Origin of the sequence: Phenylobacterium sp. (assembly GCF_020402505.1) — a bacterium.
Taxonomy (GTDB): Bacteria; Pseudomonadota; Alphaproteobacteria; order Caulobacterales; family Caulobacteraceae; genus Phenylobacterium.
This window is the reverse complement of record NZ_JADBZL010000148.1, coordinates 1-25,317: the sequence shown is the minus strand read 5'-3', so window position 1 is coordinate 25,317 and position 25,317 is coordinate 1. Positions and strand designations below refer to the sequence as shown.

The 25,317-nt window shown below is 71.1% G+C and carries 27 protein-coding genes and 1 tRNA gene; 12 read left to right on the top strand and 16 right to left on the bottom strand.

Annotation, left to right across the window (positions count from 1 at the left end; all coding sequences use genetic code 11):
* Together IM632_RS10830 and IM632_RS10825 are read right to left on the bottom strand one after the other, a co-directional pair.
* Entirely contained in the window at positions 1–702 is a 702-nt protein-coding gene (locus IM632_RS10830) for a VIT family protein (RefSeq protein ID WP_296479781.1), read from the bottom strand.
* A gap of 127 nt (positions 703–829) precedes the next feature.
* Positions 830–1,291 carry a hypothetical protein gene (locus IM632_RS10825; protein ID WP_296552318.1) on the bottom strand — a complete coding sequence of 154 codons (462 nt, stop codon included), beginning with the start codon at positions 1,289–1,291 and terminating at the stop codon, positions 830–832.
* 412 nt (positions 1,292–1,703) lie between these two features.
* On the opposite strand from IM632_RS10825, the gene IM632_RS10820 reads away from it, so the two are divergent.
* Positions 1,704–2,054, top strand: a complete 351-nt coding sequence (locus tag IM632_RS10820) for a hypothetical protein (RefSeq protein WP_296502553.1) — start codon at positions 1,704–1,706, stop codon at positions 2,052–2,054.
* Between the two features lie 53 nt (positions 2,055–2,107).
* Here the strand turns inward: IM632_RS10820 and IM632_RS10815 are convergent, their stop codons facing one another.
* The 4 genes from IM632_RS10815 to IM632_RS10800 form a co-directional block, all read right to left on the bottom strand.
* Entirely contained in the window at positions 2,108–2,989 is an 882-nt protein-coding gene (locus IM632_RS10815) for a tetratricopeptide repeat protein (RefSeq protein WP_296482715.1), read from the bottom strand.
* An 86-nt stretch (positions 2,990–3,075) separates the two neighbouring features.
* On the bottom strand, positions 3,076–3,996 hold the full coding sequence (locus tag IM632_RS10810) for an HNH endonuclease (protein ID WP_296482712.1): 921 nt from the start codon (positions 3,994–3,996) through the stop codon (positions 3,076–3,078).
* A gap of 59 nt (positions 3,997–4,055) precedes the next feature.
* Positions 4,056–4,132: transfer RNA gene (locus IM632_RS10805), tRNA-Arg, on the bottom strand.
* 81 nt (positions 4,133–4,213) lie between these two features.
* Positions 4,214–5,248, bottom strand: coding sequence for a P1 family peptidase (locus IM632_RS10800; protein WP_296482708.1), 1,035 nt, complete (start codon positions 5,246–5,248; stop codon positions 4,214–4,216).
* Between the two features lie 83 nt (positions 5,249–5,331).
* Between IM632_RS10800 and ggt the strand changes: the two genes are divergently transcribed.
* The gene (ggt, locus tag IM632_RS10795; protein WP_296497448.1) at positions 5,332–7,041 is read left to right on the top strand and encodes a gamma-glutamyltransferase; all 1,710 of its coding nucleotides are present in this window, start codon (positions 5,332–5,334) and stop codon (positions 7,039–7,041) included.
* 7 nt (positions 7,042–7,048) lie between these two features.
* Here the strand turns inward: ggt and IM632_RS10790 are convergent, their stop codons facing one another.
* Positions 7,049–8,743 carry a lysine--tRNA ligase gene (locus IM632_RS10790; protein WP_296552317.1) on the bottom strand — a complete coding sequence of 565 codons (1,695 nt, stop codon included), beginning with the start codon at positions 8,741–8,743 and terminating at the stop codon, positions 7,049–7,051.
* Between the two features lie 119 nt (positions 8,744–8,862).
* On the opposite strand from IM632_RS10790, the gene phnD reads away from it, so the two are divergent.
* Positions 8,863–9,870 carry a phosphate/phosphite/phosphonate ABC transporter substrate-binding protein gene (gene phnD, locus IM632_RS10785; protein ID WP_296484629.1) on the top strand — a complete coding sequence of 336 codons (1,008 nt, stop codon included), beginning with the start codon at positions 8,863–8,865 and terminating at the stop codon, positions 9,868–9,870.
* 29 nt (positions 9,871–9,899) lie between these two features.
* On the opposite strand, the gene IM632_RS10780 is transcribed toward phnD, so the two are convergent.
* Genes IM632_RS10780 through IM632_RS10770 form a run of 3 tightly spaced genes read right to left on the bottom strand, consistent with a single transcriptional unit; the run spans position 9,900 to position 11,323 of the window.
* Positions 9,900–10,310: a PaaI family thioesterase gene (locus IM632_RS10780; RefSeq protein ID WP_296484626.1), complete on the bottom strand. Its 411-nt coding sequence runs from the start codon at positions 10,308–10,310 to the stop codon at positions 9,900–9,902.
* Positions 10,307–10,762 carry a PaaI family thioesterase gene (locus tag IM632_RS10775; protein ID WP_296484624.1) on the bottom strand — a complete coding sequence of 152 codons (456 nt, stop codon included), beginning with the start codon at positions 10,760–10,762 and terminating at the stop codon, positions 10,307–10,309. Before IM632_RS10775 ends, IM632_RS10780 begins: the two co-directional genes overlap by 4 nt.
* A 42-nt stretch (positions 10,763–10,804) precedes the next feature.
* A complete protein-coding gene (locus IM632_RS10770) occupies positions 10,805–11,323 on the bottom strand; it encodes an HAD family hydrolase (RefSeq protein ID WP_296484621.1) in 519 nt (172 codons plus the stop codon).
* Positions 11,324–11,413: 90 nt separating this feature from the next.
* Between IM632_RS10770 and IM632_RS10765 the strand changes: the two genes are divergently transcribed.
* From IM632_RS10765 to IM632_RS10755, 3 genes are all read left to right on the top strand, one after another.
* Positions 11,414–13,225 (top strand): dipeptide ABC transporter ATP-binding protein, encoded by a 1,812-nt coding sequence (locus IM632_RS10765; protein WP_296497453.1) that lies wholly within the window; start codon positions 11,414–11,416, stop codon positions 13,223–13,225.
* A gap of 67 nt (positions 13,226–13,292) precedes the next feature.
* Complete coding sequence (locus tag IM632_RS10760) at positions 13,293–14,495, top strand: threonine ammonia-lyase (protein ID WP_296547349.1); 1,203 nt, start codon at positions 13,293–13,295, stop codon at positions 14,493–14,495.
* Positions 14,496–14,506: 11 nt separating this feature from the next.
* Positions 14,507–15,007, top strand: coding sequence for an FKBP-type peptidyl-prolyl cis-trans isomerase (locus tag IM632_RS10755; RefSeq protein ID WP_296552316.1), 501 nt, complete (start codon positions 14,507–14,509; stop codon positions 15,005–15,007).
* On the opposite strand, the gene IM632_RS10750 is transcribed toward IM632_RS10755, so the two are convergent.
* Positions 14,996–16,051: a glycosyltransferase family 2 protein gene (locus IM632_RS10750; protein ID WP_296520651.1), complete on the bottom strand. Its 1,056-nt coding sequence runs from the start codon at positions 16,049–16,051 to the stop codon at positions 14,996–14,998. The two genes, IM632_RS10755 and IM632_RS10750, sit on opposite strands and share 12 nt — an antisense overlap.
* Positions 16,052–16,095: 44 nt before the next feature.
* Here IM632_RS10750 and rfbC point away from each other — a divergent pair, with 44 nt between their 5' ends.
* The 4 genes from rfbC to IM632_RS10730 all read left to right on the top strand — a co-directional run bounded on the left by rfbC (position 16,096) and on the right by IM632_RS10730 (position 19,300).
* Positions 16,096–16,653 (top strand): dTDP-4-dehydrorhamnose 3,5-epimerase, encoded by a 558-nt coding sequence (rfbC, locus tag IM632_RS10745; protein ID WP_296479608.1) that lies wholly within the window; start codon positions 16,096–16,098, stop codon positions 16,651–16,653.
* A gap of 15 nt (positions 16,654–16,668) precedes the next feature.
* On the top strand, positions 16,669–17,502 hold the full coding sequence (locus IM632_RS10740) for an acyl-CoA thioesterase II (protein WP_296479607.1): 834 nt from the start codon (positions 16,669–16,671) through the stop codon (positions 17,500–17,502).
* Positions 17,503–17,570: 68 nt separating this feature from the next.
* Positions 17,571–18,485 (top strand): glutathione S-transferase family protein, encoded by a 915-nt coding sequence (locus tag IM632_RS10735; protein WP_296497462.1) that lies wholly within the window; start codon positions 17,571–17,573, stop codon positions 18,483–18,485.
* Between the two features lie 11 nt (positions 18,486–18,496).
* Positions 18,497–19,300, top strand: a complete 804-nt coding sequence (locus IM632_RS10730; protein WP_296497464.1) for a crotonase/enoyl-CoA hydratase family protein — start codon at positions 18,497–18,499, stop codon at positions 19,298–19,300.
* Here IM632_RS10730 and queG read toward each other — a convergent pair.
* The 4 genes from queG to IM632_RS10710 form a co-directional block, all read right to left on the bottom strand.
* Positions 19,288–20,421: a tRNA epoxyqueuosine(34) reductase QueG gene (queG, locus tag IM632_RS10725; RefSeq protein WP_296549759.1), complete on the bottom strand. Its 1,134-nt coding sequence runs from the start codon at positions 20,419–20,421 to the stop codon at positions 19,288–19,290. The two genes, IM632_RS10730 and queG, sit on opposite strands and share 13 nt — an antisense overlap.
* Positions 20,402–21,073: a glutathione S-transferase family protein gene (locus tag IM632_RS10720; RefSeq protein WP_296479603.1), complete on the bottom strand. Its 672-nt coding sequence runs from the start codon at positions 21,071–21,073 to the stop codon at positions 20,402–20,404. The genes queG and IM632_RS10720 overlap by 20 nt, the downstream gene beginning before the upstream one ends.
* 62 nt (positions 21,074–21,135) lie before the next feature.
* Positions 21,136–22,074, bottom strand: a complete 939-nt coding sequence (locus tag IM632_RS10715) for a cation diffusion facilitator family transporter (RefSeq protein ID WP_296479602.1) — start codon at positions 22,072–22,074, stop codon at positions 21,136–21,138.
* Between the two features lie 36 nt (positions 22,075–22,110).
* Positions 22,111–23,193, bottom strand: a complete 1,083-nt coding sequence (locus tag IM632_RS10710; RefSeq protein WP_296479601.1) for a citrate synthase/methylcitrate synthase — start codon at positions 23,191–23,193, stop codon at positions 22,111–22,113.
* A 109-nt stretch (positions 23,194–23,302) separates the two neighbouring features.
* On the opposite strand from IM632_RS10710, the gene IM632_RS10705 reads away from it, so the two are divergent.
* Complete coding sequence (locus IM632_RS10705; protein WP_296479600.1) at positions 23,303–24,469, top strand: citrate synthase; 1,167 nt, start codon at positions 23,303–23,305, stop codon at positions 24,467–24,469.
* Here IM632_RS10705 and IM632_RS10700 read toward each other — a convergent pair.
* A complete protein-coding gene (locus tag IM632_RS10700) occupies positions 24,451–24,834 on the bottom strand; it encodes a DUF2237 domain-containing protein (RefSeq protein ID WP_293519764.1) in 384 nt (127 codons plus the stop codon). The genes IM632_RS10705 and IM632_RS10700 overlap by 19 nt on opposite strands.
* A gap of 64 nt (positions 24,835–24,898) precedes the next feature.
* Between IM632_RS10700 and IM632_RS10695 the strand changes: the two genes are divergently transcribed.
* On the top strand, positions 24,899–25,317 hold a 419-nt coding region (locus IM632_RS10695), incomplete at its 3' end, for an aldolase/citrate lyase family protein (RefSeq protein WP_296552315.1).

The window sequence follows — 25,317 nt, the reverse complement described above, 5'->3', positions numbered from 1 at the left end:
TCAGACGGCGGCGCCCACCAGCCGGCCGATTCCGGCGGTCAGGGCCATGGCCAGGGCGCCCCAGAAGGTGACGCGAACCGCCGCCCGCAGCGGCGGGGCCCCACCGGCCTGCGCGCCCACTGCGCCGAGGATGGCGAGCCCGGCGAGGGAACCGACTGAGACCACAGCCGCCAGGGCCCCTGCGGGCGAGATGGCGGCCAGGACCAGGGGCGCGGCGGCGCCGGCGGTGAAGGTGGCCGCAGAGGTGAAGGCGGCCTGCACGGGCCTGGCGGCGGTGATCTCGGAAATCCCCAGCTCGTCACGGGCGTGAGCGCCCAGGGCGTCGTGGGCCATCAGCTGGTCGGCGACCTTGAGCGCGGTCTCGGCGTCGAGACCCCGGCTGCGATAGAGGCCCGCCAGCTCCTCCCGCTCGAACTCGGGCTGGGCGGAGAGTTCGCCGCGCTCGCGGGCGAGGTCGGCGCTCTCCGTGTCCGATTGAGAGCTGACCGAGACGTATTCTCCGGCCGCCATGGACATGGCCCCGGCCACGAGCCCTGCAACGCCGGCCACCAGCACCTCGGAGCGTCCGGCGGACGCGGCGGCGACCCCGACGATCAGGCTGGCGGTGGAGACGATTCCGTCATTGGCGCCAAGCACCGCCGCCCTCAGCCATCCCACCCGGGTGACACGGTGGCGTTCATCGTGAAGCTTCAGTCGGGTCATGGGGGCCTCCGCTCTCCAGCCCGCACCCTCCTCCTGACCGTGTCGTCCTGCAAGTGCGCTCAGGAGGGGATCGCGCCATTCCGGGTTCAGGCTGGCGATGATGAGGGCTGGGGTGCGGCTCATCGGACTACGCCGGCCCGTCCGTCGCCAGGATCGCTGCTTGACGGGCCGGCTCGGAGGCGTTGGGGGGCAGAACCATCGGTGGTCGCACCGGCAGGACAGGAGGGTCTTCGGGGAGGTGTCCGACAGAGCGGTTCGGGATCGACCGGTTCCGCGAGAACAGGTCCGTCCGGTGCTCGAGCACGCCGCCCGGGCCATGCAGGCGAACGCCCTCGCACCAGTCAGCCTCACCGGTGAACACCACGTCGCGCCGGCAGATCGCACCCTCGCCGGCCGCCGAGTCCTCACAGACCAGGTCGATGTCCCAGAGGCCGTCTTCCGGAACAGACGCGTGACGGCGCGGCGACAGGCGGGCCGTGGCGCAGGCCTCAGGCGACCCGAAGCAGGTCGCCTCGACGGTCAGGAGCCGGCCGGCGCCGGGAAAGTCAGCGATCCGGACGGTGGCGGTCTGAAGGGTCAGCTTGCTCAATTCAGGCTCCAAAGGCGATGACGGCGCGCCGGGGCGAGGGCCGGTAGGATCTGCACAGCGCGGGGCGCCCCGCAGGAAGGATCCGCGGCGGGCGGGCGACGTCAGCCTCAAGGGAGATCTGCAGACTCCGGGCGTCTCCACCCGCTCCCCGGTCAGTCATTCTGGTCATCGTCTGGCCCCCCGGCCGGTCGTTGCGCCCGGACAATCCGGCGTCACCAACAGGTGCATACTCCCGGTTGTGCGTGCGGGCCCCGTGACGCCCGACGGTCGCCGGGCGTGAAAAACGCGTGAAAAGCGAACAAATCCAGGCGTGAACACCCGTACCGAGGGGTCAAGCGGCGCGCGCGCGGCGGTTCGACCCCGGTTTTACGACGCCTTGCCGCCGGCGGAGGCCGGCGCCAGACTTCCACCCATGTCCTCTCCCGAGACCCACTCCCACACCGTTCCCGGCGGACGCGGCCACTGGCTGACGGAAAAGCTCTGGGCCGCCGCCGCCGGCCTGCCCGTCTTCCGGATCGCCATCGCCGACATCCCCGAGTTCGACCAGGACTGCTGGTTCCTGGGCCGGGCGCCCAGCCTGCGGCAGGTGGCGGCCCATGCGGCCCGCATCCAGTCGGCGGACCTGTCCTACCCCATCATCCTCTCCGCCGACGGACGGCTGATGGATGGCGGCCACCGCATCGCCCGGGCCTGGATCGAGGGCCGCACGGAAATCGACGCCGTCCGGTTCGAGGTCGACCCCGAGCCGGAGTTCATCCGCTGAGCGGCGCCTGTGTGGTGATGACCTGGCGGTTCCTGCAGGGGGGGTGAGGCGGCTCAGCAGCCCTTGAAGCCGGCCATGAAGCAGGCGGTCGAGAGCTTCTGGGCCCGGGCGATGTCCTCGGGGGTCATGAACTCCGCGAGGGTCTGCTTGGCCACCGCCACCTGCCCCTTGGAGCCGAGCCCGTACCCCCGCGTCCCGGCGAGGTTGATCCACATGTAGGCGCGGACATAGTCCCGCGGCAGGCCGTGCTCGTTGGCGTAGCCGGCGCCCAGCTGGTACTGGGCCAGGCCGCTTCCCGCCTCGGCGGCGCGGCGGAACCACTTCATCTCCGTCTCGTGGTCGACCGGCGTCGCCTGCCCCTCGTGGTGCATCAGGGCCAGGGTGTTGGTGGCGTCCACATGGCCCAGGGCCGCGGCCTTCGAGAACCATTCGAAGGCGTCGGCGTCGCTCTGCGGCACGGAGGTCCCGTTCCGGAACAGGCGGCCGAGGTAATACTGCGCCGGGGTGAAGCCATCGTCCGCCGCCATTCGGATCCACTGGACGCCCTTCATGACGTCCTTCCGGACCCCCGCGCCATCTTCGTAGGCCAGGCCCAGGCTGAACCGGGCGTCGTTGTTCTCCTGGGCGGCGGCCTTCGCATAGTACTCGGCGGCCTTGGCGTCATCGTCGGCCGGCCCCTCGGGCGGGCCAAGCCGATACATCTCCCCGACGGCGTATTGGGCGGCGGCGTTCCCGGCGTCCGCCTGCTTCTTGCAGGCCTCGAACAGCCGCGCCCAGTCGGCGTCCGGCGTGTCCTCGGTCGGGCCGTCATTCCACTTGGCGTAGGTCGCCCCGCAGTCGGTGATTTCCTCGGCGCCGGCGATCCCGGGCAGGACGGCGCTGGCAAGGACGGCGCAGGCGAACCCCGCGAGCGCCCTGGTGAAGGACCTGGACATGGCGGAACCCCTCAGCCGGATAGTTGGACGAGGGCGGAGGATCGCAGGCCAGGGTTGAGGCTTCGCGTGCATCTCTTGAGCTTGTGTCAGGCGGCCTTACCAGCGAACCGATCCCGATGGTGGGACAGGAAGCGCGGGTGGGGCCACAGGGTGCGGTCGCGAGGGAGATGAAGCCGGTCCTCAGCCTCTCGGAAAAGACCCCGAAGCTCCGAGGGCACCCGGTTGTCGGCCACCAGAAGACGGTAATCGTCGCTCACCGAGATCAGGTGGCGGTCGAAGAGCCAATGTGCGGTAGCGGACAAGGCGAGGCCATTCTGAACGATGTCCGGCCCATCATCTGCAACGGGTCGGATGTGGGCGGCCTGAACCTCGGACCTGCCCCCGCCATTGATGATGCGCAGGCGCGTGACGGCGCAACGATCGTCGTAGGCCTCGCAAACCTGGAGGCGGAAGTTCGCGTCGCGGACCTTGCGGTTGAGGAGAAGCTGTTCGGTCGCCCTCGAGTTGTCGGTCTCCTGAAGCGAGTACGCGGGGAGGAGGAGTTCCGGCTCACCCTCCAGCCCAACGCGGCGAGCGTTATCTGGGGAAAGGGTCTCCTTAAGGCCGGCAGCGACGATTTCGTTGAAGTCCGCGTCGGAGATTGTGCGTAGGGATTTTCCTTGAATGGTCCTTCCAGCGGAACGCCGATCAACGAGATCGCGGAGGCTTTTCTCGAAGTATCTCCCGTTTTCGTAAATCGGAACAGGATTCGGGAAGGGAATGAAATCACTCACATACGCATAAAGGTGATCACTCCGAAGAGGATCTTGCTTTACGCTTACTACCTTCGCAGCAGCTATATATGCTGTCCGCCCGCCGGATCTTCGAGGCTCACGAAATATTACCCAATCATCCAATGCATTCATCGCGGCTTCGACGTATTCGCTTGGCGACGAAGGGAAGTGATATCTTTCTGTGATATCATCATCGTATTCGGATTTCGGTCTGACGTCGAAAATCGCCTTCATGGACGCAACTGTTCATCCGCCAAACAGGGGAAGTCAAACCGCCTTTGAAGGAGAGAAAATGGCGCGCCCGGAACGATTCGAACGTCCGACCCTCAGATTCGTAGTCTGATGCTCTATCCAGCTGAGCTACGGGCGCGCACCGCCTTGCGGCGAGGGCGCGAGAATTAGTCGCACGGGCGGGAAAGCGCAAGCGGGGGGCGGGAGATTCCTTGGCCGCTCAGCGGCGGTCGCGCCAGGCGGGGGGGCCTTCACCGCCGCGGGCGTCGGGCCAGGCCGTCGCCTCGAAGACGCCCCGGGCGACGGCGCGGGCCAGGGTGTCGGCGGCCAGGGCGCCGAGGCGGGCCAGCGCCGCGTCTCCGCCCACGAGGGGCCGGCGGGCGGTGGAGAGGGCGAAGACCACGTCGCCGTCGAAGGGGGCGTGGACGGGCCGGATGGCGCGGGCGAGGCCGTCCTGGGCCATGACAGCGAGGCGCCTGGCCTGGGACGGGGTGAGGGCGACGTCGGTGGCCATGCAGGCGATGGTGGTGTTCTGGCGGGCGCCCGCCGGGGGCGGGGCCTTGGAGGGGCCCCACTGGCCGGGGCCGGCGCGCAGTCCGTCGAGGGGCAGGCCCCCGAACTCGCCGTCGATCTCGAAGGGGGCGGCCCAGAAGGTGCGGCCGTCCGGGGCGGTGACCGAGCCCCAGCTGTTGACGCAGACCAGGGCCCCCACGGCGCCGTCCGCCGAGAGGAGGGAGGCCGAGCCGGTCCCGCCCTTCAGGCCCCCCGCCGCCGCGCCATAGCCGGCGCCCGCCGTGCCCAGGGCGAAGTCCGGCCCCGCGGCGGCGCAGGCCCGGCGGCCCAGCTCGCGATAGGGCGGATCCTCGCCCCAGGCTTTGTCGCCGCCATTGGCGAGGTCGAAGAGGATGGCCGCAGGCACGACGGGCGAAGGCGGGACGCCCGGCCGGTCGGCGAGGCGGAAGCCCCGGCCCCGGGCCCCCAGCCAGGCGACGGCGCCGTCGGCGGCGGCCAGGCCCCAGACCGAGCCGCCGGACAGGACCACGGCGTCCACCGCCTCCACCAGGTTTTCGGGCGCCAGAGCGTCGGTCTCCCGGGTGCCGGGGCCGCCGCCGCGCACATCCACGGCGCAGACCGCCCGGTCGTCGGGCAGGATCACCGTCACGCCGGTGCGGGCCGCCGCGTCCTGCGCCTGGCCGACGGAAAGGCCGGGCACGTCGGTGATCAGGTTGCGGGGGCCGGGGGCGGGCGGGCTCATGGCGCTCCTAGAACACCGGATGGCGTTCCTTGTCCACGCGGGCGGGTCTATAGATCGGTCGGTTCCTGCGTCGCGAGGCCCCCATGCGCCGAATTGCTCTCCTGAAGTCCGCCCTACTGTCCGCCGCCGTCCTGGTCCTGGCCCTCCCGGCCCTCCCGGCCCTGGCGCGGGAGGCGAAGGAGACCGGCATGGTCGCCGCCGCCCACCCCCTGGCGGTGGAGGCGGGCGTCTCCGTCCTGAGGCGCGGCGGCTCGGCGGTGGATGCGGCGGTGGCCGTGCAGGCGGCCCTGGGCCTGGTGGAGCCGCAGAGCTCCGGCATCGGCGGCGGGGCCTTCATCACCTATTACGACGCGAAAACCCGCAAGGTGACCGCCTACAACGGTCGTGAGACCGCGCCCATGGGCGCCTCGCCCGCCATGTTCCTGGGCCCTGAGGGCAAGCCCCTGTCCTTTGTCGACGCCGTGACCAGCGGACGGTCCACAGGCGTGCCCGGCGCCGTGGCCATGCTGCACATGGCCCAGAGGGCCCACGGTCGCCTGGCCTGGAAGGACCTCTTCACCGAGGCTGAAGCCCTGGCCGACCAGGGCTTCGCCGTCACCCCGCGCCTGGCCGCCCTGGCCGCCCGGTCCGCCGCCTGGGGGCGGCAGCCCGACGCGGTGGCCTATTTCACCAAGCCTGACGGCCAGCTGATCCAGGCCGGCGACATCCTCAGGAACCCGGCCTACGCCGCCACCCTGCGCAAGATCGCCGCCGAGGGCCCCGCCGCCCTGCTGGAGGGCGAGATCGCCGAGGCCATCGTGAAGCGCACGACCGAAGGCCCTCTGCCGGGAACTCTGACCCTCGCCGACCTTAAGGCCTACAAGCCCAAGGTCTCCGAGCCGGTCTGCCGGCCCTATCGGGTCTATGTGGTCTGCGTCCCGCCGGCGCCCTCGGGCGGACCCGCCGTGCTGATCGGCCTCGGCATCCTGGCCAACACCGACATCGCCGCCCACGGTCCGGACACGGTTCAGGGCTGGTACCTCTTCTCCCAGGCCAGCCGGCTGATGTACGCCGACCGCGACCGCTATTTCGGCGACCCGGACTTCGTGGACGTGCCGGTGGAGGGTCTCCTCGACCCCGCCTACCTGAAGGCGCGGGCGGCCCTGATCCCGAAGGATGTCGCCGGCGCGCCGCCGCCTCCCGGCAAGCCCCGCGGGGCCGGCGTGCGCGCGCCGGACGCCACGCAGGAGCCCGGCGGCACCTCCCACTTCGTCATCGTCGACGGCGAGGGCAATGTCGTCTCCATGACCACCACGGTGGAGAGCCTCTTCGGCTCCGGCCGCATGGTCCACGGCTTCTTCCTGAACAACCAGCTGACCGACTTCTCCTTCTCGCCGACCGAGAAGGATGGCGTTCCCGCAGCCAACGCCGTGGCGCCCGGCAAGCGGCCGCGCTCGTCCATGGCCCCGGCCGTGGTGCTGGACCGCAAGGGCCGGTTCGTGGCTGCGGTCGGCTCGCCCGGCGGGAACGCCATCCTGGCCTACAACCTCAAGGCCCTGGTCGGCGTGCTGGACTGGAAGCTGTCCATGCAGGAGGCGATCGCCCTGCCCAACCTGATCGCCCGGGGCGCGCCCTACATGTCGGAAGCGGCCAAGTTCCCGCCCGGCGTGGTCGAGGGCCTGGCGGCGCGCGGCGTGGTCCTGGTGGGCGCCGGCGGGGCGGAGGGCTCGGGCCTTCACGGGGTGATGGCGACGCCGCAGGGCCTGTCCGGCGGCGCCGATCCCCGTCGCGAGGGCGTGGCGCGCAAGCCCTGAGCCTGCGTCAGGAGGCGAGCTCGCCCTTCAGGGCGCGGTCGATCAGGTCCACCGTCCGGTCGAGGCCGAAGATGGCGGCGAAGGAGCCGAAGCGCGGGCCCTGGCTCTGGCCGAGCAGGACCTCGTAGAGGGCGCTGAACCACAGGCGCAGGGGCTCGAAGCCCGCCGCCTTGCCGGCCTCGTAGACCTCGGCCTGGATGAGCTCGGCGTCCTGGCAGCCGGCGGGCAGGGCGCGCAGGCGGGCGGCGAGGTCGGCCATGGAGGCCCGCTCCCGATCATCCGGCGACCGGAACCGCTTGGCGGGCTTCACGAAGTCCTCGTAGTAGTGGATCGCATAGTCGGCCAGGCGGTCCAGCAGGGGCTGGCTGGCGGCGTCGGCGCCGGGCATGTAGCGGGCGATGAAGCCCCACAGGATCTCCTTGGTCGAGGCGTCGGCCGCCGAGACCAGGTTCAGGAGCAGGGAGAAGGACAGGGGCGAGCCCGCCGCCGGCGGCGCGCCGGTGTGGACATGCCAGGCCGGGTTGTCGATGGCCGGGGCCTTGGCCTCGGCGCTGGCCCGGTTGTAGGCGTCCAGCTGCTGGAGGTACTCGTCCGTCGCCTTGGGGATGACGTCGAAATAGAGCCGCTTGGCCGACTTGGGCGACTGGTACATGTAATAGGCGAGGCTCTCGGGCGCGCCGTAGCGCAGCCACTCCTCCATGGTCAGGCCATTACCCTTGGACTTCGAGATCTTCTGGTTGTTCTCGTCCATGAAGAGCTCGTAGTGGAAGGCCTCCGGCGGCTCGCCGCCGAGGATCCTCGCCAGCCGGTTGGAGACCCGCACGGAGTCCACCAGGTCCTTGCCGGACATCTCGTAGTCCACTCCCAGGGCCACCCAGCGGGCCGCCCAGTCCGGCCGCCACTGCAGCTTCACCCGGCCGCCGGTCACCGGGGTCTCGGTGAGGGTCCCGTCCTCGTCGCGGAAGATGATGGTTCCGGCCTCGACATTGCGCTCCAGGGTGGGGACCTGCAGGACCCGGCCGGTCTTCGGGCTGATGGGCAGGAAGGGCGAATAGGTGGCCCGACGCTCCTCGCCCAGGGTGGGCAGCATGACCCCCTGGATGGCGTCGAAGCGCTCGAGCACCCTCAGCAGCACGGCGTCCAGCCGCCCGGACCTGTAGGTCTCGGTGGAGGACATGAAGTCGTAGTCGAAGCCGAAGCCGTCGAGGAAGGCGCGCAGGCGGGCGTTGTTGTGGGCCCCGAAGCTCTCGTAGAGGCCGAAGGGATCGCGGACGCTGGTCACCGGCTTGTCGCGGTCGAGCTCCAGCTGGTCGCGGTTGGGGACATTGTCGGGGATCTTCCGGAAGCCGTCCATGTCGTCGGAGAAGACGATCAGCCGGGTCGGGATGGCCTCGCCCGTCAGGGCGCGGAAGGCGGTGCGCACCATGGTGGGCCGGGCGGCCTCGCCGAAGGTGCCCATGTGCGGCAGGCCCGAGGCGCCGTAGCCGCACTGGAAGATGACGGGCTCGCGCAGGGCGGGCAGGGCGGCGACGGCTTCGTCCGGCCGGCCCTGGGCCAGGAGGGCGGCGGCCAGGTCGCGGCCGGCGTCGTCGAGGCGCAGGCGCAGGATGCGGTCGAGCAGGAGGCGGGCCTGCTCGAAGGGCCAGGAGCGGGCCTCGCGGGCGGGCAGGGCGAGTGCGGACAGGTCGGTGCGAGCGGACATGTGGGGGCGTTAGCCTTCCTTGGCGGCGGCCTCAAGCCCGCACAGGGACGACAACGCCTTGCCCTTCGCGCCGAAACCGGCATGAACTCGCCCCCCGAACCCCGCGCCGGAGACCACCCATGCCCCCCGCCCGCCTTGCTCTCCTGGCCCTCGCCGGCCTCGTCCTGGCCGCCTGCCAGCCCAGGGCGCCCGAGGGCCCGCCGCCGGGGACGGTGCGCTTCTCCATCATGTCCACCGAGAACATCCAGGCCGCCCAGGGCGCCTGGACCCCCTTCCTGGCCGACATGGAGAAGGCGACGGGCCTCAAGATCGAGCCCTTCTACGGGACCAACTACACCGCCCTGATCGAGGCCATGCGCTTCCGGCAGACCGACGTGGGCTGGTTCACCAACCAATCGGGCCTGGAGGCCGTGCGCCGGTCCGGCGGCGAGATCTTCGCCCGCACCACCAAGCCCGAGGGGCCGGACGGCTACCAGGCCCTCATCGTCGTGAAGAAGGGGTCCGGCCTGACCCTCGAACGCATCCTGGCCTGCGACCAGACCCTGAACTTCGCCATGGGCGACGCCAAGTCGACCTCGGGAACCCTGGCGCCCATGACCTGGCTTTTCGGGCCGCGCAACATCCGCCCGGAGACCTGCTTCAAGACCGTCCGCAGCGCCAACCATGAGGCCAACCTCTTTGCGGTCTCGATGGGGCAGCTGGACGCGGCCACCAACAACTCCCAGTCCATCGCCCGGCTGGCCGACCAGAAGACCGAGGCGGCGCAGAAGGCCGTCGCCGACATCGAAGTGATCTGGCGTTCGCCCACCCTGCCCGAGGATCCGATGGTCTGGCGCAAGGACCTGGACCCGGCCCTGAAGTCGAAGATCCGGGACTTCATCCTCGCCTACGGGGTGGGCGACAGCGACGAGGCCAGGCGGCAGAGGGAGATCCTTCGCGCCATCCAGACCGGCCCCTTCAAGCCCGCCGACGACAGCCACCTGTTGCCCGTGCGCGAGATGGAGGCCACCGCCGCCCTCATCGAGGCCCGCAACCGCAAGGACGCCGAGGCCGAGGCGAAGGCGAAGGCCGACCTCGACCAGATCCGAACCGAGCAGAATGCCCTGGTGGCGCGGAAAGACGGCTGACCCCTTCGGCCCGGGGCTGGCGCCCCGGCCTAATCCTCGGCCAGGGTGAAGTGTCCGCGCAGGGCGGCGACGGGCTGGCTGCGGGCCTCCTGCCAGGCCTCGACTTGGACGTTGGCGACCCGCCGGCCGACCTTGCGCAGGTCGGCGCGGGCGAAGGTGGTCATGGGCCGGCCCGGACGCAGGTACTCGATGGTGATGTCCAGGGTCCTGGGTTTGCGGTCCGCGGGCTGGGTCAGGGTCAGCTGCGCCAGGGCGGTGGTTTCCAGGAAAGCGCCGAGGACCCCTCCGTGCAGGGACGGCAGGAGGGTATTGCCGACGAGGTGGGGCGAGAAGGGCAGGACGCCGGTCACCTCGTCGCCGGCCAGCTCGGCGGTCATGCCGAGGAACCGCAGGTAGGGCGAACGGGCCAGGAAGGCCTGGAGCTGATCCTCGCGGGTCATCCGGCGGCTCCCGTCCCGGGCGCCGGCGCGCCGGACAGCATGAAGGCCGCCTGGGCGGTGGCGATGGGGTCCGCCGGGTCGTTGTCCCAGGCGTGGGCCCGGACGAAGGCCACCGCGCTGGTCATGGCGTAGCAGTGGGCCTCCACGCTGACCCCCGAGCGGGGTGAGGGAGACCGCAGGAAGTCGATCCGCAGGTCCAGGGTGGCGGTGGGCAGGCGCTGGTTGCGGGCGGCGGTGACGGCCATGCCGCAGCAGTGGTCGATGATCGAGGTGACCACGCCGGAGGCGAGCGACCCCCCTTCCCCATCCGCCGTGAGGTCCTCGCGCCAGGGCACGTGCATAACCCCGCGGGCGTCGCCGGCGGAGACCATGCTGAAGCCGAGGGCGGCGGCCTGCGGGACGGTGGTCGCCATGGCGGCGGCGGCTTCGAGATTGGGATTGGGATCGCTCATACCTTCCGTTTGCAGTGACGGAAGGAACGGGTCAATGCGCTGTCAGTCCGCTGCGACCTGGGCGGTGAGGAAGGCGAAAAGGTCGCCGCCCGGGAAGAGGAGGCTGCGCACCCCCGCCCGGCGGCCGGCCTCCAGGTCGATGGCCTTGTCCCCGACCATGACCGAGCGGGCGGCGTCCACCGGCCAGTCCGCCATGGCGCGCAGGAGCATGCCGGGGTTGGGCTTGCGATCCGGCGGGTCCGGGTGGCGGTAGCGGTCCTCGAGGGCCTCGGGATGGAGGGGGCAGTGATAGAAGGCGTCGATCCGCGCACCCGCCGCCGCCAGCTCCTCGGTCATCCGGGCGTGCAAGGCGTGGACGTCGGCCTCCGAATAGTAGCCCCGCCCGACGCCGGACTGGTTGGTCACCACGAAGACCCACCAGTCGCGGGCGTTGAAGGCGGCCACCGCCTCCCGGGCGCCGGGGATCCAGCAGAAGTCCTCCCACCGGTAGACATAGCCGCGGTCCTCGTTGAGGACGCCGTCGCGGTCTAGGAACAGGGCGGGCCGGGGCAGTCGGGTCACGCAGGGCAGTCTAGCGGCCTTCCCGGCGTCTGGCGATTTCCCTTCTGCGTCCGCCGTCCTATGTTCGGTCGAACCCCAGCGGAGCCCCCAGTGACGCACACGCCCCCGAGCCCCGTCCTGACGATCAAGGACCTGCGCATCGATTTCCAGACCCGGGACGGGTCCGTGCCGGCGGTGCGCGGGGTCTCCCTGGAGGTCCGCCCGGGGGAGACGCTGGGCGTGGTCGGCGAAAGCGGCTCGGGCAAGAGCCAGACCTTCATGGCGGTCATGGGCCTGCTGGCGGCCAACGGCCGGGCGACCGGGTCGGTCTGCTTCGAGGGGCGGGAGATCCTCGGCGCCCCCAAAACCGTGCTCAACAGTGTCCGGGGCGCCGGCATGGGGATGATCTTCCAGGACCCCCTGACCGCCCTGACCCCGCACCTGCGGATCGGCGACCAGCTGGGCGAGCCCCTGCGTCGGGCCCGCGGCCTGTCAGCCCGCGACGCGCGCGCCGAGGCCCTGCGCTGGCTGGAGCGGGTGCGGATACCGGACGCCGCCCGGCGGATGGACCAGTACCCGCACGAACTGTCCGGAGGCATGCGCCAGAGGGTGATGATCGCCGGCGCCATGGCCTGCGCGCCCCGGCTGCTGATCGCCGACGAGCCCACCACGGCCCTCGACGTGACGGTCCAGGCCGAGATCCTCGACCTGATGGAGGAACTGACCCGGGAGAGTGGGACAGGGCTCGTCCTGATTACCCATGACATGGGCGTGGTGGCGCGCCTCGCCGACCGGGTCTGCGTGATGAAGGACGGCGCCTACGTAGAAGCTGGATCCGCCGCCGAGGTCTTCGCCAGGCCGCAGACAGACTACGCCCGGAACCTGCTGGAGGCCGCGCCCAGGCTGGACCGGCCCGATCGCCGGGGTCGCCCCACCCCGGCGCCCGTCGCCCCCGATGCGGCCCTGGTGGTCCGCGGGGAGGAGGTGAAGGTCTGGTTCCCCGTGCGCCGGGGCCTGTTCGGCCGGCGGGCTGACCTGCGGGCCGTGGACGGGGTCAGCCTGGAGATTCGGCAGGGCGAGACCCTGGGCGTCGTCGGGGAGAGCGGTTGCGGCAAGTCGACCCTCTCGCGGGCCGTGCTGCGGCTCATTCCGCGGACCGGCGGCGCGGTCACCGTGCTGGGCCGGGACATTCCCGAGACCGACCGGGAGGCCCTGCGCGCCGCCCGACGGGACCTGCAGATCGTCTTCCAGGACCCCCTGGCCAGCCTCGACCCCCGCATGCCGGTGGGCGACTCCATCGCCGAGCCCCTGGGGGTGTTCCGTCCCGACCTCGACCGGCGCGCCCGGGAAGCCGAGGTCCGCGCCATGATGGCGCGGGTCGGCCTGTCCGGGGACCTGATCAACCGTTATCCGCACGAACTGTCCGGGGGGCAGAACCAGAGGGTCGGCATCGCCCGGGCCATGATCCTGCGGCCCCGGGTGGTGGTCTGCGACGAGGCGGTCTCGGCCCTCGACGTGTCGATCCGCGCCCAGATCATCGACCTGCTGATCGACCTTCAGCACGAGTTCGGCATGGCGATGATGTTCATCAGCCACGACCTGGCCGTGGTGCGGGAGATCAGCCACCGGGTCATGGTCCTCTATCTTGGCCGCGTGGTGGAGCAGGCGCCGGCGGACCGGATCTTCGCGGATGCGCGGCACCCCTACACCCAGGCCCTCCTGTCGGCGGCCCTCATCCCCGATCCGGCGGTGGAGCGCCGGCGACCCCGGGCGCGCCTCACCGGGGAGCTTCCCAGCCCCCTCGATCCCGAGGGCGCCCTGCGCTTCCTGCCCTCCCGCCGGGGGGAGTCCCCCCCGTACCGGCCGCAGCTGACGGAAGTGGCCCCAGGCCACTGGGTCAGCGAATTCGATCCCCCCGCCTGACGCCGGGACGCTTTCCCTTTTCCGGCGGAGCGACTAGGGAAGACCCCCTGAAAGCCGCAGGTCCGCCATGAGCCTCTCCCTCGCTGATGTCCGCGCCGCCGCCGAGCGCATCGCCGGCCGGGTCGAGCGCACGCCCATGCGCCGGTCGCAGACGCTTTCCGAGATCACCGGGGCCGAGGTCTGGGTGAAGTTCGAGAACCTGCAGTTCACCGCCGCCTACAAGGAGCGCGGCGCCCTCAACACCCTCCTGCAGCTCTCGGACAACGAGGCCCGGCGGGGCGTCATCGCCGCCTCGGCCGGCAACCATAGCCAGGGACTGGCCTATCACGCCGCCCGTCTGGGCATCCCCGTGACCATCGTCATGCCTCGCAGCACGCCCTTCGTGAAGGTCCAGCAAACCCGCGCCTTTGGCGCCGAGGTGGTTCAGGACGGGGACACCTACGACGAGTCCGCCGGCCTCGCGCGGAAGCTCTGCGACGAGCGGGAGCTAACCTTCGTTCATCCCTTCGACGACCTGAAGGTCATGGCGGGACAGGGCACGGTGGCCCTGGAGATGTTCGAGGAGCAGCCCGACATCGAGGTCCTGCCCGTGCCCGTAGGCGGCGGCGGACTGATCGCCGGCTGCGCCACGGTGGCCAAGTCGATCAATCCGAATTGCCGGGTGATCGGCGTGGAGCCGGCCATGTATCCGTCCTTCACGGCCCGGATCCGGGGGGTCGAAGCCTCGACCGGCGGGGCGACCATCGCCGAAGGCATCGCCGTCAAGCGGGTCGGCGACCTGACCTACGGGATCGCCCGCCCGCTGATCGACGAGGTGCTGCTGCTTGAGGAGCCCTACCTCGAGCGCGCCGTGGCCCTGTTCTGCAACGTGGAGAAGACCGTCGCCGAGGGCGCCGGGGCGGCGGCCCTGGCCGCCCTGCTGGCCTACCCGGATCGGTTCCAGGGCAAGAAGGTCGGCGTCATCATCTCGGGCGGCAACATCGACACCCGCCTGCTGGCCTCAGTGCTGACCCGCGAGCTGGTCCGCGACCAGCGGCTGGTCTCCCTGCGGATCATCGGCGACGACCGCCCCGGCCTTCTGGCCAATGTCTCAGCCCTGATCGGCCAGATGGGCGCCAACATCATCGAGGTGGCGCACAACCGCCTCGCCCTCGACGTGCCCGCCAAGGGCGCGGAGTTCGACATCATGATCGAAACCCGCGACGCCCGGCACACGGAAGAAATCATGGAGGCCCTCCGGGCCAGGGGCTATCCGCCCCGCGCGGTCTGAAGGAGACCCTGATGCGCCTCGCCCTCGTCATCCTGGCCGCCGGCCTGTCCCTGCTCGTCGCCTGCCAGAGGGGGCCTGACCCCAAGGTGCTCGCCGCCAACGCAGAGGCGGGAGAGGCCTTCCTGGCGAAGAACGCCGCCGAGCCCGGCGTGAAGGCCCTGCCCTCCGGCCTCCAGTACCAGGTTGTGAAGTCAGGTCCTGCCGATGGCGTGCAGCCGCTGCCGGGCGACCAGATCAAGGTCCACTACGAGGGCAAGCTCCTGTCCGGCGAGGTCTTTGACAGCTCCTATGACCGCGGTGTTCCGGCGGTCATGCCCCTGGACGGCCTGATTCCCGGTTGGGTGGAGGCTCTTCAGCTGATGCGCCCCGGCGACGAGTGGCGGATCTTCGTCCCGGCGAAGCTGGGTTACGGGGATGAAGGCGGCGGTCCGATCCCGCCGGGCGCCACCCTGGTCTTCCGGATCCAGCTGATCGACGTTCTGCCTGGCCCGCGCCACAAGTCAGGCGGCTGACCCGCCCCCGCTGCGCCGCCGCGAGCGGCGGATGACCACCCGGCGGCCCAGGAGGTCAAGGGGATTCCAGGTCATGGCCCGGGCGATCTCCCAGGACGTGACCGTGCGGGTCGCCTGGGTGCGTCTCCGCGCAGCAAGGGCCGCCGGCAGGTCCGCCAGCGCCGCCCGGGCCCCCTTCAGGTTCGGGGCCAGCCGTCCCTGGCCTGACAGTCTCAGAAACAGGACGAGGGTGGCGATCACATGCAGGGGCAGGGTCAGCCAGAAGAGGACGGGCGGCGTATTCTTGATGAAGACCCGGATCCGGTTCCGGGCGCCGTGGAAACTGGCGAAGTCCGAGCCCGCCCCGCCGGTGGAGGCCGAGCCGACGTGGGCGACGACAGCGTCGGGGATGACACCGCAGGCGCCGCCGGCCAGCCGGATCCGGTAGCCCAGGTCGACGTCCTCGCAGTACATGAAGAGATCCTCGTCAAAGCCGCCGAGCGCCTCAAACAGGTTCCGCCGGATGAGCATGGCGCCGCCGCAGGCGGAAAAGCACTCGCCGTCTTCCACCGGACCAGGATCGGCCAGACCGTAGCCGCCACGGTAGGGGATGCCCGGCAGGCTCATCACATCCCCCAGGCCGTCAAGCCGGCCCTTGGCGTCCGCCATGGTCTGCCGGCAGCCAAAGCACTGTACGTCGGGATGGCGCGCGGCGCCCGCAAGCAAGCGCTCCAGCCAGTCGGGCGCAGCGAAGGCGTCGGGATTGACCAGGGCCAGCCAGTCGCCCCTGGCCCGCCGGGCGCCCAGGTTCACCCCTGCGGCGAAACCCAGGTTGGCGCCTGCGGAAATCAGGGTGATCCCGGAGATCGCCCGGACCGCCGCCTGGGGCGCCCCGTCCGTGGAAGCGTTGTCCACCAGCAGGATCTCGAGGGGCGGACAGGTCTGTGCGGTCAGGGCGGACAGGCACCGCGTCAGGTCCTCGCCCGACTGCCAGGCGACGACAATCACGCTCACCGAGCCCTCTGCAGGCGTGTCAGGGTTGTTTTTCCGCGCGTCCCGCGCCATGCCTCGCACCCTTCGCGGCCCCGCCGCCCGTATCCGGGACTCTGATGACGACCCTGACGCCCCTGGCCCTTCCCGAGGTCACCCTTATCACGCCCCGCCGCCATGGCGATGCACGAGGCTGGTTCTCCGAGACCTGGAGCCGCCGCACCCTGTCAGCTCTCGGGATCGACGCCCACTTCGTCCAGGACAATCAGGCCTTCAGCGCCAGGTCGGGGACGATCCGCGGCCTGCACTTCCAGACAGCGCCGCACGCCCAGGCCAAGCTGGTGCGGGTGCTGGCGGGCGCCATACTGGACGTGGCGGTGGACATCCGCCCCGGATCGCCCACCCGGGGACGCTGGGTCTCTGCCCGGCTGACCGCCGAAGGCGGCGAGCAGCTCTTCGTGCCGCGCGGGTTCGCCCATGGCTATTGCACCCTCTGCGACAACGTCATGCTGGCCTACAAGGTCGACAGCGACTACGCCCCCCAGTCCGAGGGCGGGGTGGTGTGGAACGACCCGGACCTCGCCATCGCCTGGCCTGTCGACGCCGACGACGCCGTCCTTTCCGACAAGGACCGCATCCTGCCTCGCCTCGCCGATCTTCCCGACCCCGTCTTCTGAGGCCCGCATCCCGCCATGTCCCAAGACCACGAGCTGCTCACCCTCCTCGACCTGGAGACCTTGGACACCGACCTCTTCCGGGGCTTCAACCCGCCCCACGAGACCCGCCGGATCTATGGCGGCCAGGTCGTGGCCCAGGCCCTGGCGGCGGCCTACCGGACCATCGAGGACCGGGTCTGCCACTCCCTGCACTGCTATTTCATCCGCCCTGGCGATCCGAAAATCCCGATCCTGTTCCAGGTGGACCGGGCGCGGGACGGCGGCTCGTTCAGTGTGCGCCGCGTGGTGGCGATCCAGAACGGCAAGCAGATCTTCAACCTGGCGGCCTCCTTCCAGGTCCCCGAGACAGGGTTCGAGCACCAGCTGCCCATGCCCGAGGCCCCGCCTCCGGAATCCCTGATGAACGAGGAGGAACTCCGGGCCGAGGCCGGCCTCGACCCCGCCTCGCGGCGGATCTGGCCTGTGGAGCTCAAGCCCTGCGAGCCGGTTCCACAAGGCTTCGTCGGGGTGCGCGAGCCGGTGGATATGTGCTGGTTTCGCACCCGCCTGCCACTGGGAGATGACCTGGCCGTCAACCAGTGCGCCCTGGCCTATGGCTCGGACATGACCCTGATGGACGCCTCCCTGCGCCCGCACGGGGTGGACTGGGACAGCGGACGGCTCCAGGCGGCCAGCCTCGATCACGCCATGTGGTTCCACCAGCCCTCGGACTTCCACGACTGGCACCTGTTCGTTCAGGACAGCCCGTCGGCCTCGGGGGGGCGAGGATTCAACCGTGGCCAGATCTACGCCCGGGACGGGCGGCTGGTGGCCGAAGCGGCCCAGGAGGCCCTGATCCGCTGGCGCTGACGCCGCGTCACGGTGGCCCGCCGGCGAAATCCGTGACAGCCTGACTAGGCTGTCGGCAGGGAGCGCCCATGGACCTGATCCTTCACCATTACGACGCCTCACCCTTCTCGGAGAAGGTGCGGATCGTCTTCGGCATGACCGGCCAGGCGTGGTCCTCGGTGATCACCCCGAACATGATGCCCAAGCCCGACCTGACCCCGCTGACGGGCGGCTACCGACGCGCGCCGGTCCTGCAGGCCGGCGCCGACGTTTACTGCGACTCCATGGCCATCCTCGATGAATTGCAGAGGCGGACGCCCCTGGCGGGCGACCGGGGCCTTGCGGGCCTTCGGGGGATCGGCCTCTGGGCCGACCGGCTGTTCTTCCAGGCCACCGTGCCGGTGATCTTCGGCGAGATGGGTCACCTGACCCCCAAGGCCTTCATCGCCGACCGCGAGAAGCTGTCCGGCCGGCCGTTTGACGTCGAGGCCATGGCCCAGGCGGCGGGTCCTATGCGCATCCAGTGGCGGGGGCATGCCTCCTGGCTGGACTACGCCCTGGAGGATGCGCCCTTCCTCGCCGGCGACCGGCCCGGGCTGGCGGACGCCTCGGCCTGGATGAACATCTGGTGGCTGAAGGGCGCCCTGCCCGATACCTACGACCGACTGACCGTCGGCCTGGACCGGCTGGAAGCCTGGCGGCGGCGGATGGCCGACATCGGTCACGGCGTCCGGAAGGAGATCACCGGGGCGGAAGCCCTGGCCATCGCCAAAAGCGTCCGGCCCGCCGACCCGCCGGCGCACGACCCCAATGACGCCCTGGGCCTGTCTCCCGGCGACGCGGTGGTGGTCATGGCTGACGACTATGGCCGGGACCCGATCGCCGGGACCCTGGTGGCGGCGCGCCATTCCCGACTCATCCTCGCGCAGGAGACCCCCGACCTCGGGCGCCTGCACCTGCATTTCCCCCGGGTGGGCTACGTCGCCCTCCCCGGCAAGAGCTGAAGGAGACACCCATGGAAGACCGCATCCAGGTCACGATCGAGAACGGCGTCGCCGACGTCCGCCTCGTCCGCACCGACAAGATGAACGCCCTCGACGACCGCATGTTCCAGGCCCTGGTGGACACCGGCGAGCGCCTGAAGACGGAAAAGGGTGTGCGGGCCATCGTGCTGTCGGGCGACGGTCGGGCCTTCTGCGCCGGCCTCGACATGGGCAACTTCGCCAAGATGGCCTCGGGCGAGCGCCGCGGCGGGGCGGGCCTTCTCACGCCGGAGCGCACCGCGGGCGGGTCGAACCATGCCCAGCACGCGGTCATGGTCTGGCGCGAGCAGACGGTCCCCGTGATCGCCGCCATCCACGGCGTCGCCTTCGGCGGCGGCTTCCAGCTGGCCCTGGGCGCCGACATCCGCTTCGTGACGCCGGACGTCCGAATGGCGGTGCTCGAGATCAAGTGGGGCCTGGTGCCCGACATGGCGGGCCTGGTCCTGATGAAGCGGCTGGTGCGCGACGACGTCGCCCGGGAGCTGACCTATACGGGCCGGATCTTCAATGGCGAGGAGGCCCACCGCATGGGCCTCGCCACACGGGTCTGCGCCGACCCCCGCGCCGACGCCCTGGCCCTGGCGGCGGAGATCGCCTCCAAGAACCCTGACGCCATCCGGGCGGGCAAGCGGCTCCTGGACCTGGCGCCGGACGCCGACCAGCACGCCATCCTCCTCGCCGAGAGCCGGGAGCAGGGCGCCCTTATCGGCTCGCCCAACCAGGTCGAAGCCGTGAAGGCGGCGATGGAGAACCGGCCCGGCGTCTACGCCGACTGAACCCTCTCCCACTCGACCCGGACGTCGGGATCGGTCTCGGCCCCGGCGTGGGCACGGGCCAGCTCCAGCAGTTCCGGTCGGGGCAGGAGCCGGCCCAGCGCCCAGACCGCGGCGCCCCGCACCAGGGGTGAGGCGTCATCCAGCCGCGCCTTCGCGGCCGGGACCAGGGCCGGATTGTCGGAATTGCCGATCGCGTAGAGGACATTGCGCAGGAACCGGTCCCGGCCCGTGCGCTTGACCGGCGAGCGGGCGAACCGGGCCCGGAAGGCCGTCTCGTCGAGGGCAGCCAGCTCGGCCAGGGGCGGGGCCGCCAGGTCGTCGCGGGCCGCCAGCCTCTGTTCACGTCCGGCCCGGGCGAACTTGTTCCAGGGGCAGACCGCCAGGCAGTCGTCGCAGCCATAGATGCGATTTCCCAGGCCGGGCCTCAGGTCCGGATCCACGGGACCCTTGTGCTCGATGGTCAGGTAGGAGACGCAGCGCCGGGCGTCGAGCTGGTAGGGCGCCGGGAAGGCGGCGGTGGGACAGGCGTCGAGGCAGGCCCGGCACTGGCCGCAGTGGTCGGCTTCCTCCGGATCCGGCGGCAGGTCCGCCGTCGTCAGGATCACGCCGAGGAACAGCCAGGAGCCGAAGTCCCGGCTGACCAGGTTGGTGTGCTTGCCCTGCCAGCCCAGGCCCGCCTGCTGGGCCAGGGGCTTCTCCATCAGGGGGGCGGTGTCGACGAAGACCTTCAGGTCCCCGCCGAGCCGCGCGGCCATCCAGCCCCCCAGCTGCTTCAGCCGGCCCTTGAGCACCTCGTGATAATCGTCGCCCCGGGCGTAGACGGAGAGGAGGCCCCGGTCGCGCAGGGCCAGGCCGTCGAGGGGGTTGGTCTCCGGTCCGTAGTTCAGGCCCAGGACGACGGCGCTGCGGGCCTGCGGCCAAAGGGCCAGGGGATGCCCGCGCCGCTCCGCCGTGGCGGCCATCCATTCCATGTCGCCATGGCGGCCGGCCTGGAGGAAGGCCTGGAGCCTCGCCGTCGCCGGCCAGGACGCCCCGATCCCCGTGAACCTGCACACGTCGAATCCGAGGTCGGCCGCCCGCCGCCGGATGGGATCGCGCGGATCAGAAGTCGAGGTCGTCATAGTGCGCCGCCGGCGCCAGTCCGGGCCAGCGGTCGGCGAGGAGGGGACGGAAGGCCGGACGGGACTTCAGCCGCATGTACCAGGTCTTCACCGCCGGATAGCCGTCCCAGGGGACGTCGCCCAGATAGTCGATCACCGACAGGTAGGCGGCGGCGGCGAAGTCGGCCAGGGACATGCGCCGGCCCGCCAGCCAGTCCCGCGCGGCCAGGAGGGCCTCAAGATAGGCCATGTGGTGGCGAAGGGATTCCCGTCCCTGCCTCAGGGCCGCCAGGTCCGGCGCGCCGAGCCCGAGAAGCCGCTTCTCCATCTTCTCGTGCAGCAGGAAGCCGGCGACCTCCAGGTCGAACTTCCGGTCGAACCACAGGACCAGCCGCCGGGCCTCCGCCCTTTCCTCCGCCGACCGGCCCAGCAGGGGCGGCTCCGGGCAGGTCTCCTCGAGGTGATCAAGGATGGTCCGGGATTCGCAAAGGACCAGTCCGTCCTCGACCATCACTGGCGTCACGCCGGAGGGGTTGAGGTCCAGGAAGGCGTCGGGCTGTTCCCAGTAGCGGACCGTCTGCTCGTTGAAGGCCAGGCGCTTCTCCCCCAGCGCAAGACGGACCTGGCGTGAGGCGGGGTCCAGCGGGAAATGGTGAAGGATGCGTTCGGTCATGCCCGGCCGGCGAGACGTTCTGTGTCGAGCCCACTAAGGACGATCAGACCTTAAGGGGCGGTTTACTCTGCGGCCGTGGCCTCCGCGAAGGCCCCGCCATGGGGTTCGGCCAGGCCCCTGGGATCCGGATGGATCAGAATGTCGGCCATGGGGAAGGCCTCGAGCAGGCGGCGCTCGGCCTCGACGATGACCCGGTGGGCGTCCTCGAGGGTCAGAAGGGGGTCCAGGTCGACGTGCATCTGCATGTGGACATAGGGCCCGGAGGCGCGGGTGCGCAGCTGATGGACGTCCGTCAGGCGCGGGTCCCGGGTGACCAGTTCGACGATCCGGGCGCGCTCCGCGGCCGGCAGTTCCTGGTCCATCAGCTGGACGGCGGCCTCGCGGAAGACGCCAATGGCGCCCCACAGGAGGAGGGCGGCGATCACCAGGGCGGCGGCGCCGTCCAGGCCCGCCACGCCCAGCCAGGCCGAGGCGCCGATCCCCGCCAGGGCCGCCAGGTTGGAGGCCAGGTCCGAGGCGTAGTGCGCCCGGTCCCCGCTGACCGCCACCGAGGCCGTCCGGCGAAGGACCCAGGTCTGGGCCGAGATGAGGACGAAGGTCATGACGGTGGACAGGACCATGACCGCAAGGGCCCAGGTTCCGGCCTCGAGGGGCTGGGGATCCAGAAGGCTGCGGATCGCCTCCTGGCCGACAAGCGCCGCCGAGGCGAAGACAAGGCCCGCCTGCATCAGGCTGGCGAAGGCCTCGGCCTTTCCATGGCCGAAACGGTGATCATCGTCCGGCGGGGCCGCGGCGTACCGGACGGCGAAGAAGGTGATGGTGGAGGCCACCAGGTCCAGGGTGGAGTCCGCCAGGGAGGCCAGCAGGGCCACGGAGCCGGAGGCCATCCAGGCGGCCGCCTTGGCCGTCACCAGCAGGGTCGCCACACCGACGGACATCAGGGTGATCCCCCTTGTCAGGGCGGTGGCGCGATCCGGGGAGAGGCGGACGTCAGACGACATGGCCCCGTTCTAGCGCCCGGGCTCCCCGCGGCCAAATCATTCCGCTGCCCGGAGGGCGGAAGGCTGCGGTCCCACATAGACCGACCGGGGCCGGATCAGCCGGCCCGTGGCCACCTGCTCCCAGGCATGGGCGACCCAGCCTGCGGCCCGCCCCGCCGCGAAGATGCAGGTGAAGGCGGAGGAGGGAATGCCGAGGGCCTCGAGGAGAAGGGCGGTGTAGAACTCGACATTGGTCTCCAGGGGCCGGTCGGGCTTTCGGGTGCGCAGGATTTCCAGGGCCGCAGCCTCCACCGCTTCGCCGAGGGCGAGACGTCCCTCATCCACGCCCAGGCGCCGGATGGCCGCCTTGAGGGCGTCGGCGCGGGGGTCGCGGACCCTGTAGACCCGGTGGCCGAAGCCCATCAGCCGGTCGCCGCGGTCGAGGGCCGCCTCCAGCCAGGGACGGGCGTTCGCGGGCGCGCCGATCCCGTCCAGCATGTCGATCACCGGGCCGGGCGCGCCGCCGTGCAGCGGCCCCTTCAGGGCGCTGATCCCGGCCAGGGCGGCGGAGACCAGGCCCGCCCGGGTCGAGGCGGTCACCCGGGCCGCGAAGGTCGAGGCGTTGAGGCCGTGGTCGATCACCGTCACGAGATAGGCGTCGAGGGCCGCGGCCTGCGCGGCGGTCGGCGACCGTCCCAGGATCATCCTCAGGAGGTCCGCGGCATGGGGGGCTTCAGGGTCCGGGGCCAGGGGGGTCAGACCTTCCCGCCGCCGGAGGAGGGCGCCGGTGAAGACCGCAGGCGCCGCCGTCACGCGAAGGGCGGCGTCCATGTCCTCGTCATCCGCCAGCCGGGCCATCAGGGCCCTCAGTCCCTCCACCGGAGACAAGGCGACGAGGCCGTCATCGAGGTGCGCGATCTCGGCCCAGACCTTCGCGCGGGCGGCGCCGAGGGCGGCCCTCAGGTCGGATGGCAGGTCCGGCCCCAGGTCTGACCAGAGGCGGGCGCAGACCGTCTCGAAGTCCGCAACGCCCGCCAGGTCCTCCAGGGCCGCGCCCCGCAGAACCAGGCGGCCTGCCTCCCCGTCGACATCCGAGAGCACGGTGTGCGCAGCGACGACCGATTCCAGTCCGGCTTCCATGACAATCCCCTTTCCTTGGCAGGTCATGTGAAACGAACCCAACGCCTTGGAGATTGACTCGTCAATCTTGATCAATCTAATCAATATCAAAGCATCCGAGGAGGTCGTCGTGACCGAATGGCTCTCGGCCGCCGAGGCCCTGGACCGCCTCGGCCTCAAGCCCCAGACCCTCTACGCCTATGTCAGCCGGGGCCTGATTGCGGCCCGGCCGGATCCGGCCGACTCCCGCCGCAGCCTCTATCGTTCGCGGGAGGTGGAGGTGCTGGCCGAGCGTCGCCGCCGCAGCCGGCGGCCCTCGGACGTCGCCGCGGGGGCCATGACCTTTGGCGAGCCGGTCCTGGCCTCGGCCATCACCACCGTGCACGCCGGTCGCCACTGGTACCGTGGGCGGGACGCCATCGTGCTGGCGGAGACCGAGACCCTGGAGTCGGTCGCCCGTCTGCTGCGGGGCGGGGACGGGGTCACCCTCAAGCGTTCGGACCGGCCCGCGCCGCCGACGGAGGGCCCTCCCCTGGCCCGCGCCTTCCTGGCCCTGGCGGCGCGGGCGGCGGCGGCGCCTCCGGCCCTTGGCCAGCCGACCCTCGCTCGCTCGGTCGAGGCGGCGGTCCTTCTCGATGTCTTCGCCGACGCCCTCGCCGCGGAGACCGAGCCCGGGCCCATACACCTGCGCCTCGCCAAGGCCTGGAGGCTTGGACCCGGAGGCCCGGGCGCTGACCTGATCCGCCGGACCCTGGTGCTTCTGGCGGACCACGAGCTCAATCCCTCGGCCTTCGCCGCCCGGGTGGCCGCCTCGACGGGCGCCTCCCTCGCCGCCTCGGCGCTGGCGGGCCTCGCCGCCCTGTCCGGTCCCCGGCACGGGGGCGCGCCCGCCGCCCTGGCGCTGTTCCGGGAGGAGGCCAGGCGCCTGGGGCCCGCTGCAGCCGTTTCGGCGCGCCTTTCCGAGGATCGTAGCCTACCGGGCTTCGGCCACCCCCTCTATCCGGACGGGGACCCGCGGGCGTCGGCTCTGTGTGTCCGGTTCCAGGCGGCGGCGGACCTCGAGGCCCTGGCGGACCAGGTCCGGGCGACCACGGGGCAGGCGCCGAACATCGATTTCGCCCTGGTCGCGCTCTGTGACCACCTGGGTGCGCCCGAGGGTTCGGCCCTGTCGCTGTTCGCCGCCGCACGATGCGCCGGCTGGCTGGCCCACGCCCTGGAGCAGATTCAGGACGGCGGGCTGATCCGGCCGCGGGCGCGCTATACCGGGGACATCTTCGATCAGGACCCTGCGGCGTAGGCCTTCAGGACTTCGAGAGGCGCGACGGCCAGAGCCTCCTCATGGGTCGCGGCCAGCACGATCTTCGGCGCCGCGCCCGCGTCGAGGGCTTCGCGCCAGCGGGGCGCGCACAGACACCAGCGATCCCCGGGCTTCAGCCCCGCAAAGCCATAGGCCGGGACCGGGGTCGACAGGTCGTTGCCCACCGACTTCGAGAAGGCGAGGAACTCGGCGGTCATGATGGCGCAGACCGTGTGCATGCCGACGTCCTCAGCACCGGTCTCGCAGCAGCCATTCCGGTAGAATCCGGTGACGGGGTCAAGGCCGCAGGGCTCCAGCGGACCGCCCAGCACGTTGCGGGCGTCAGGTTCGTAACGGGTGATCATGCGGTCATCATAGTCTATCACCAGGGCCTGCGGCGACCCCGCTTTGAGGCCATGGAGTCCGGAAATGCCGTCCGCCCGTCCCCGACGCAGCGCCCTGTACATGCCGGCGGGGAATCCCCGCGCCATCGGGAAGGCCCGCGGCCTGGCCTGTGATGTGGTGATCCTTGATCTCGAGGACTCCGTCGCGCCGGACGCCAAGCCCGCCGCCCGGGACCTCGCCATCGCGGCACTGGCCGAGGGCGGCTTTGGGCGCCGGGAGGTCGTCGTGAGGGTCAACGGCCTCGATACGCCCTGGGGCGAGGCGGATCTCTCCGCGGTGGGGTCCGGTCCCGTCCGTCCCGACGCGGTGCTTGCGCCCAAGGTGTCGACACCGGAGGACGTCGCCGCCTACGCCGCGCGCCTGCCCGCCGGCGTCGCCCTGTGGATCATGGTCGAAACCTGCGCCAGCCTCTTCGCCCTCGACCGCCTGGCCTCGGCGGGCGG

Coding starts and splice junctions, on each gene's coding strand:
- IM632_RS10830 (WP_296479781.1), bottom strand. CDS start 702: ATGACCCGACTGAAGCTTCACGATGAACGCCACCGTGTCACCCGGGTG.
- IM632_RS10820 (WP_296502553.1), top strand. CDS start 1,704: ATGTCCTCTCCCGAGACCCACTCCCACACCGTTCCCGGCGGACGCGGC.
- IM632_RS10815 (WP_296482715.1), bottom strand. CDS start 2,989: ATGTCCAGGTCCTTCACCAGGGCGCTCGCGGGGTTCGCCTGCGCCGTC.
- IM632_RS10810 (WP_296482712.1), bottom strand. CDS start 3,996: ATGAAGGCGATTTTCGACGTCAGACCGAAATCCGAATACGATGATGAT.
- IM632_RS10800 (WP_296482708.1), bottom strand. CDS start 5,248: ATGAGCCCGCCCGCCCCCGGCCCCCGCAACCTGATCACCGACGTGCCC.
- ggt (WP_296497448.1), top strand. CDS start 5,332: ATGCGCCGAATTGCTCTCCTGAAGTCCGCCCTACTGTCCGCCGCCGTC.
- IM632_RS10790 (WP_296552317.1), bottom strand. CDS start 8,743: ATGTCCGCTCGCACCGACCTGTCCGCACTCGCCCTGCCCGCCCGCGAG.
- phnD (WP_296484629.1), top strand. CDS start 8,863: ATGCCCCCCGCCCGCCTTGCTCTCCTGGCCCTCGCCGGCCTCGTCCTG.
- IM632_RS10780 (WP_296484626.1), bottom strand. CDS start 10,310: ATGACCCGCGAGGATCAGCTCCAGGCCTTCCTGGCCCGTTCGCCCTAC.
- IM632_RS10775 (WP_296484624.1), bottom strand. CDS start 10,762: ATGAGCGATCCCAATCCCAATCTCGAAGCCGCCGCCGCCATGGCGACC.
- IM632_RS10760 (WP_296547349.1), top strand. CDS start 13,293: ATGAGCCTCTCCCTCGCTGATGTCCGCGCCGCCGCCGAGCGCATCGCC.
- IM632_RS10755 (WP_296552316.1), top strand. CDS start 14,507: ATGCGCCTCGCCCTCGTCATCCTGGCCGCCGGCCTGTCCCTGCTCGTC.
- IM632_RS10750 (WP_296520651.1), bottom strand. CDS start 16,051: ATGGCGCGGGACGCGCGGAAAAACAACCCTGACACGCCTGCAGAGGGC.
- rfbC (WP_296479608.1), top strand. CDS start 16,096: ATGACGACCCTGACGCCCCTGGCCCTTCCCGAGGTCACCCTTATCACG.
- IM632_RS10740 (WP_296479607.1), top strand. CDS start 16,669: ATGTCCCAAGACCACGAGCTGCTCACCCTCCTCGACCTGGAGACCTTG.
- IM632_RS10735 (WP_296497462.1), top strand. CDS start 17,571: ATGGACCTGATCCTTCACCATTACGACGCCTCACCCTTCTCGGAGAAG.
- IM632_RS10730 (WP_296497464.1), top strand. CDS start 18,497: ATGGAAGACCGCATCCAGGTCACGATCGAGAACGGCGTCGCCGACGTC.
- queG (WP_296549759.1), bottom strand. CDS start 20,421: ATGACGACCTCGACTTCTGATCCGCGCGATCCCATCCGGCGGCGGGCG.
- IM632_RS10720 (WP_296479603.1), bottom strand. CDS start 21,073: ATGACCGAACGCATCCTTCACCATTTCCCGCTGGACCCCGCCTCACGC.
- IM632_RS10715 (WP_296479602.1), bottom strand. CDS start 22,074: ATGTCGTCTGACGTCCGCCTCTCCCCGGATCGCGCCACCGCCCTGACA.
- IM632_RS10710 (WP_296479601.1), bottom strand. CDS start 23,193: ATGGAAGCCGGACTGGAATCGGTCGTCGCTGCGCACACCGTGCTCTCG.
- IM632_RS10700 (WP_293519764.1), bottom strand. CDS start 24,834: ATGATCACCCGTTACGAACCTGACGCCCGCAACGTGCTGGGCGGTCCG.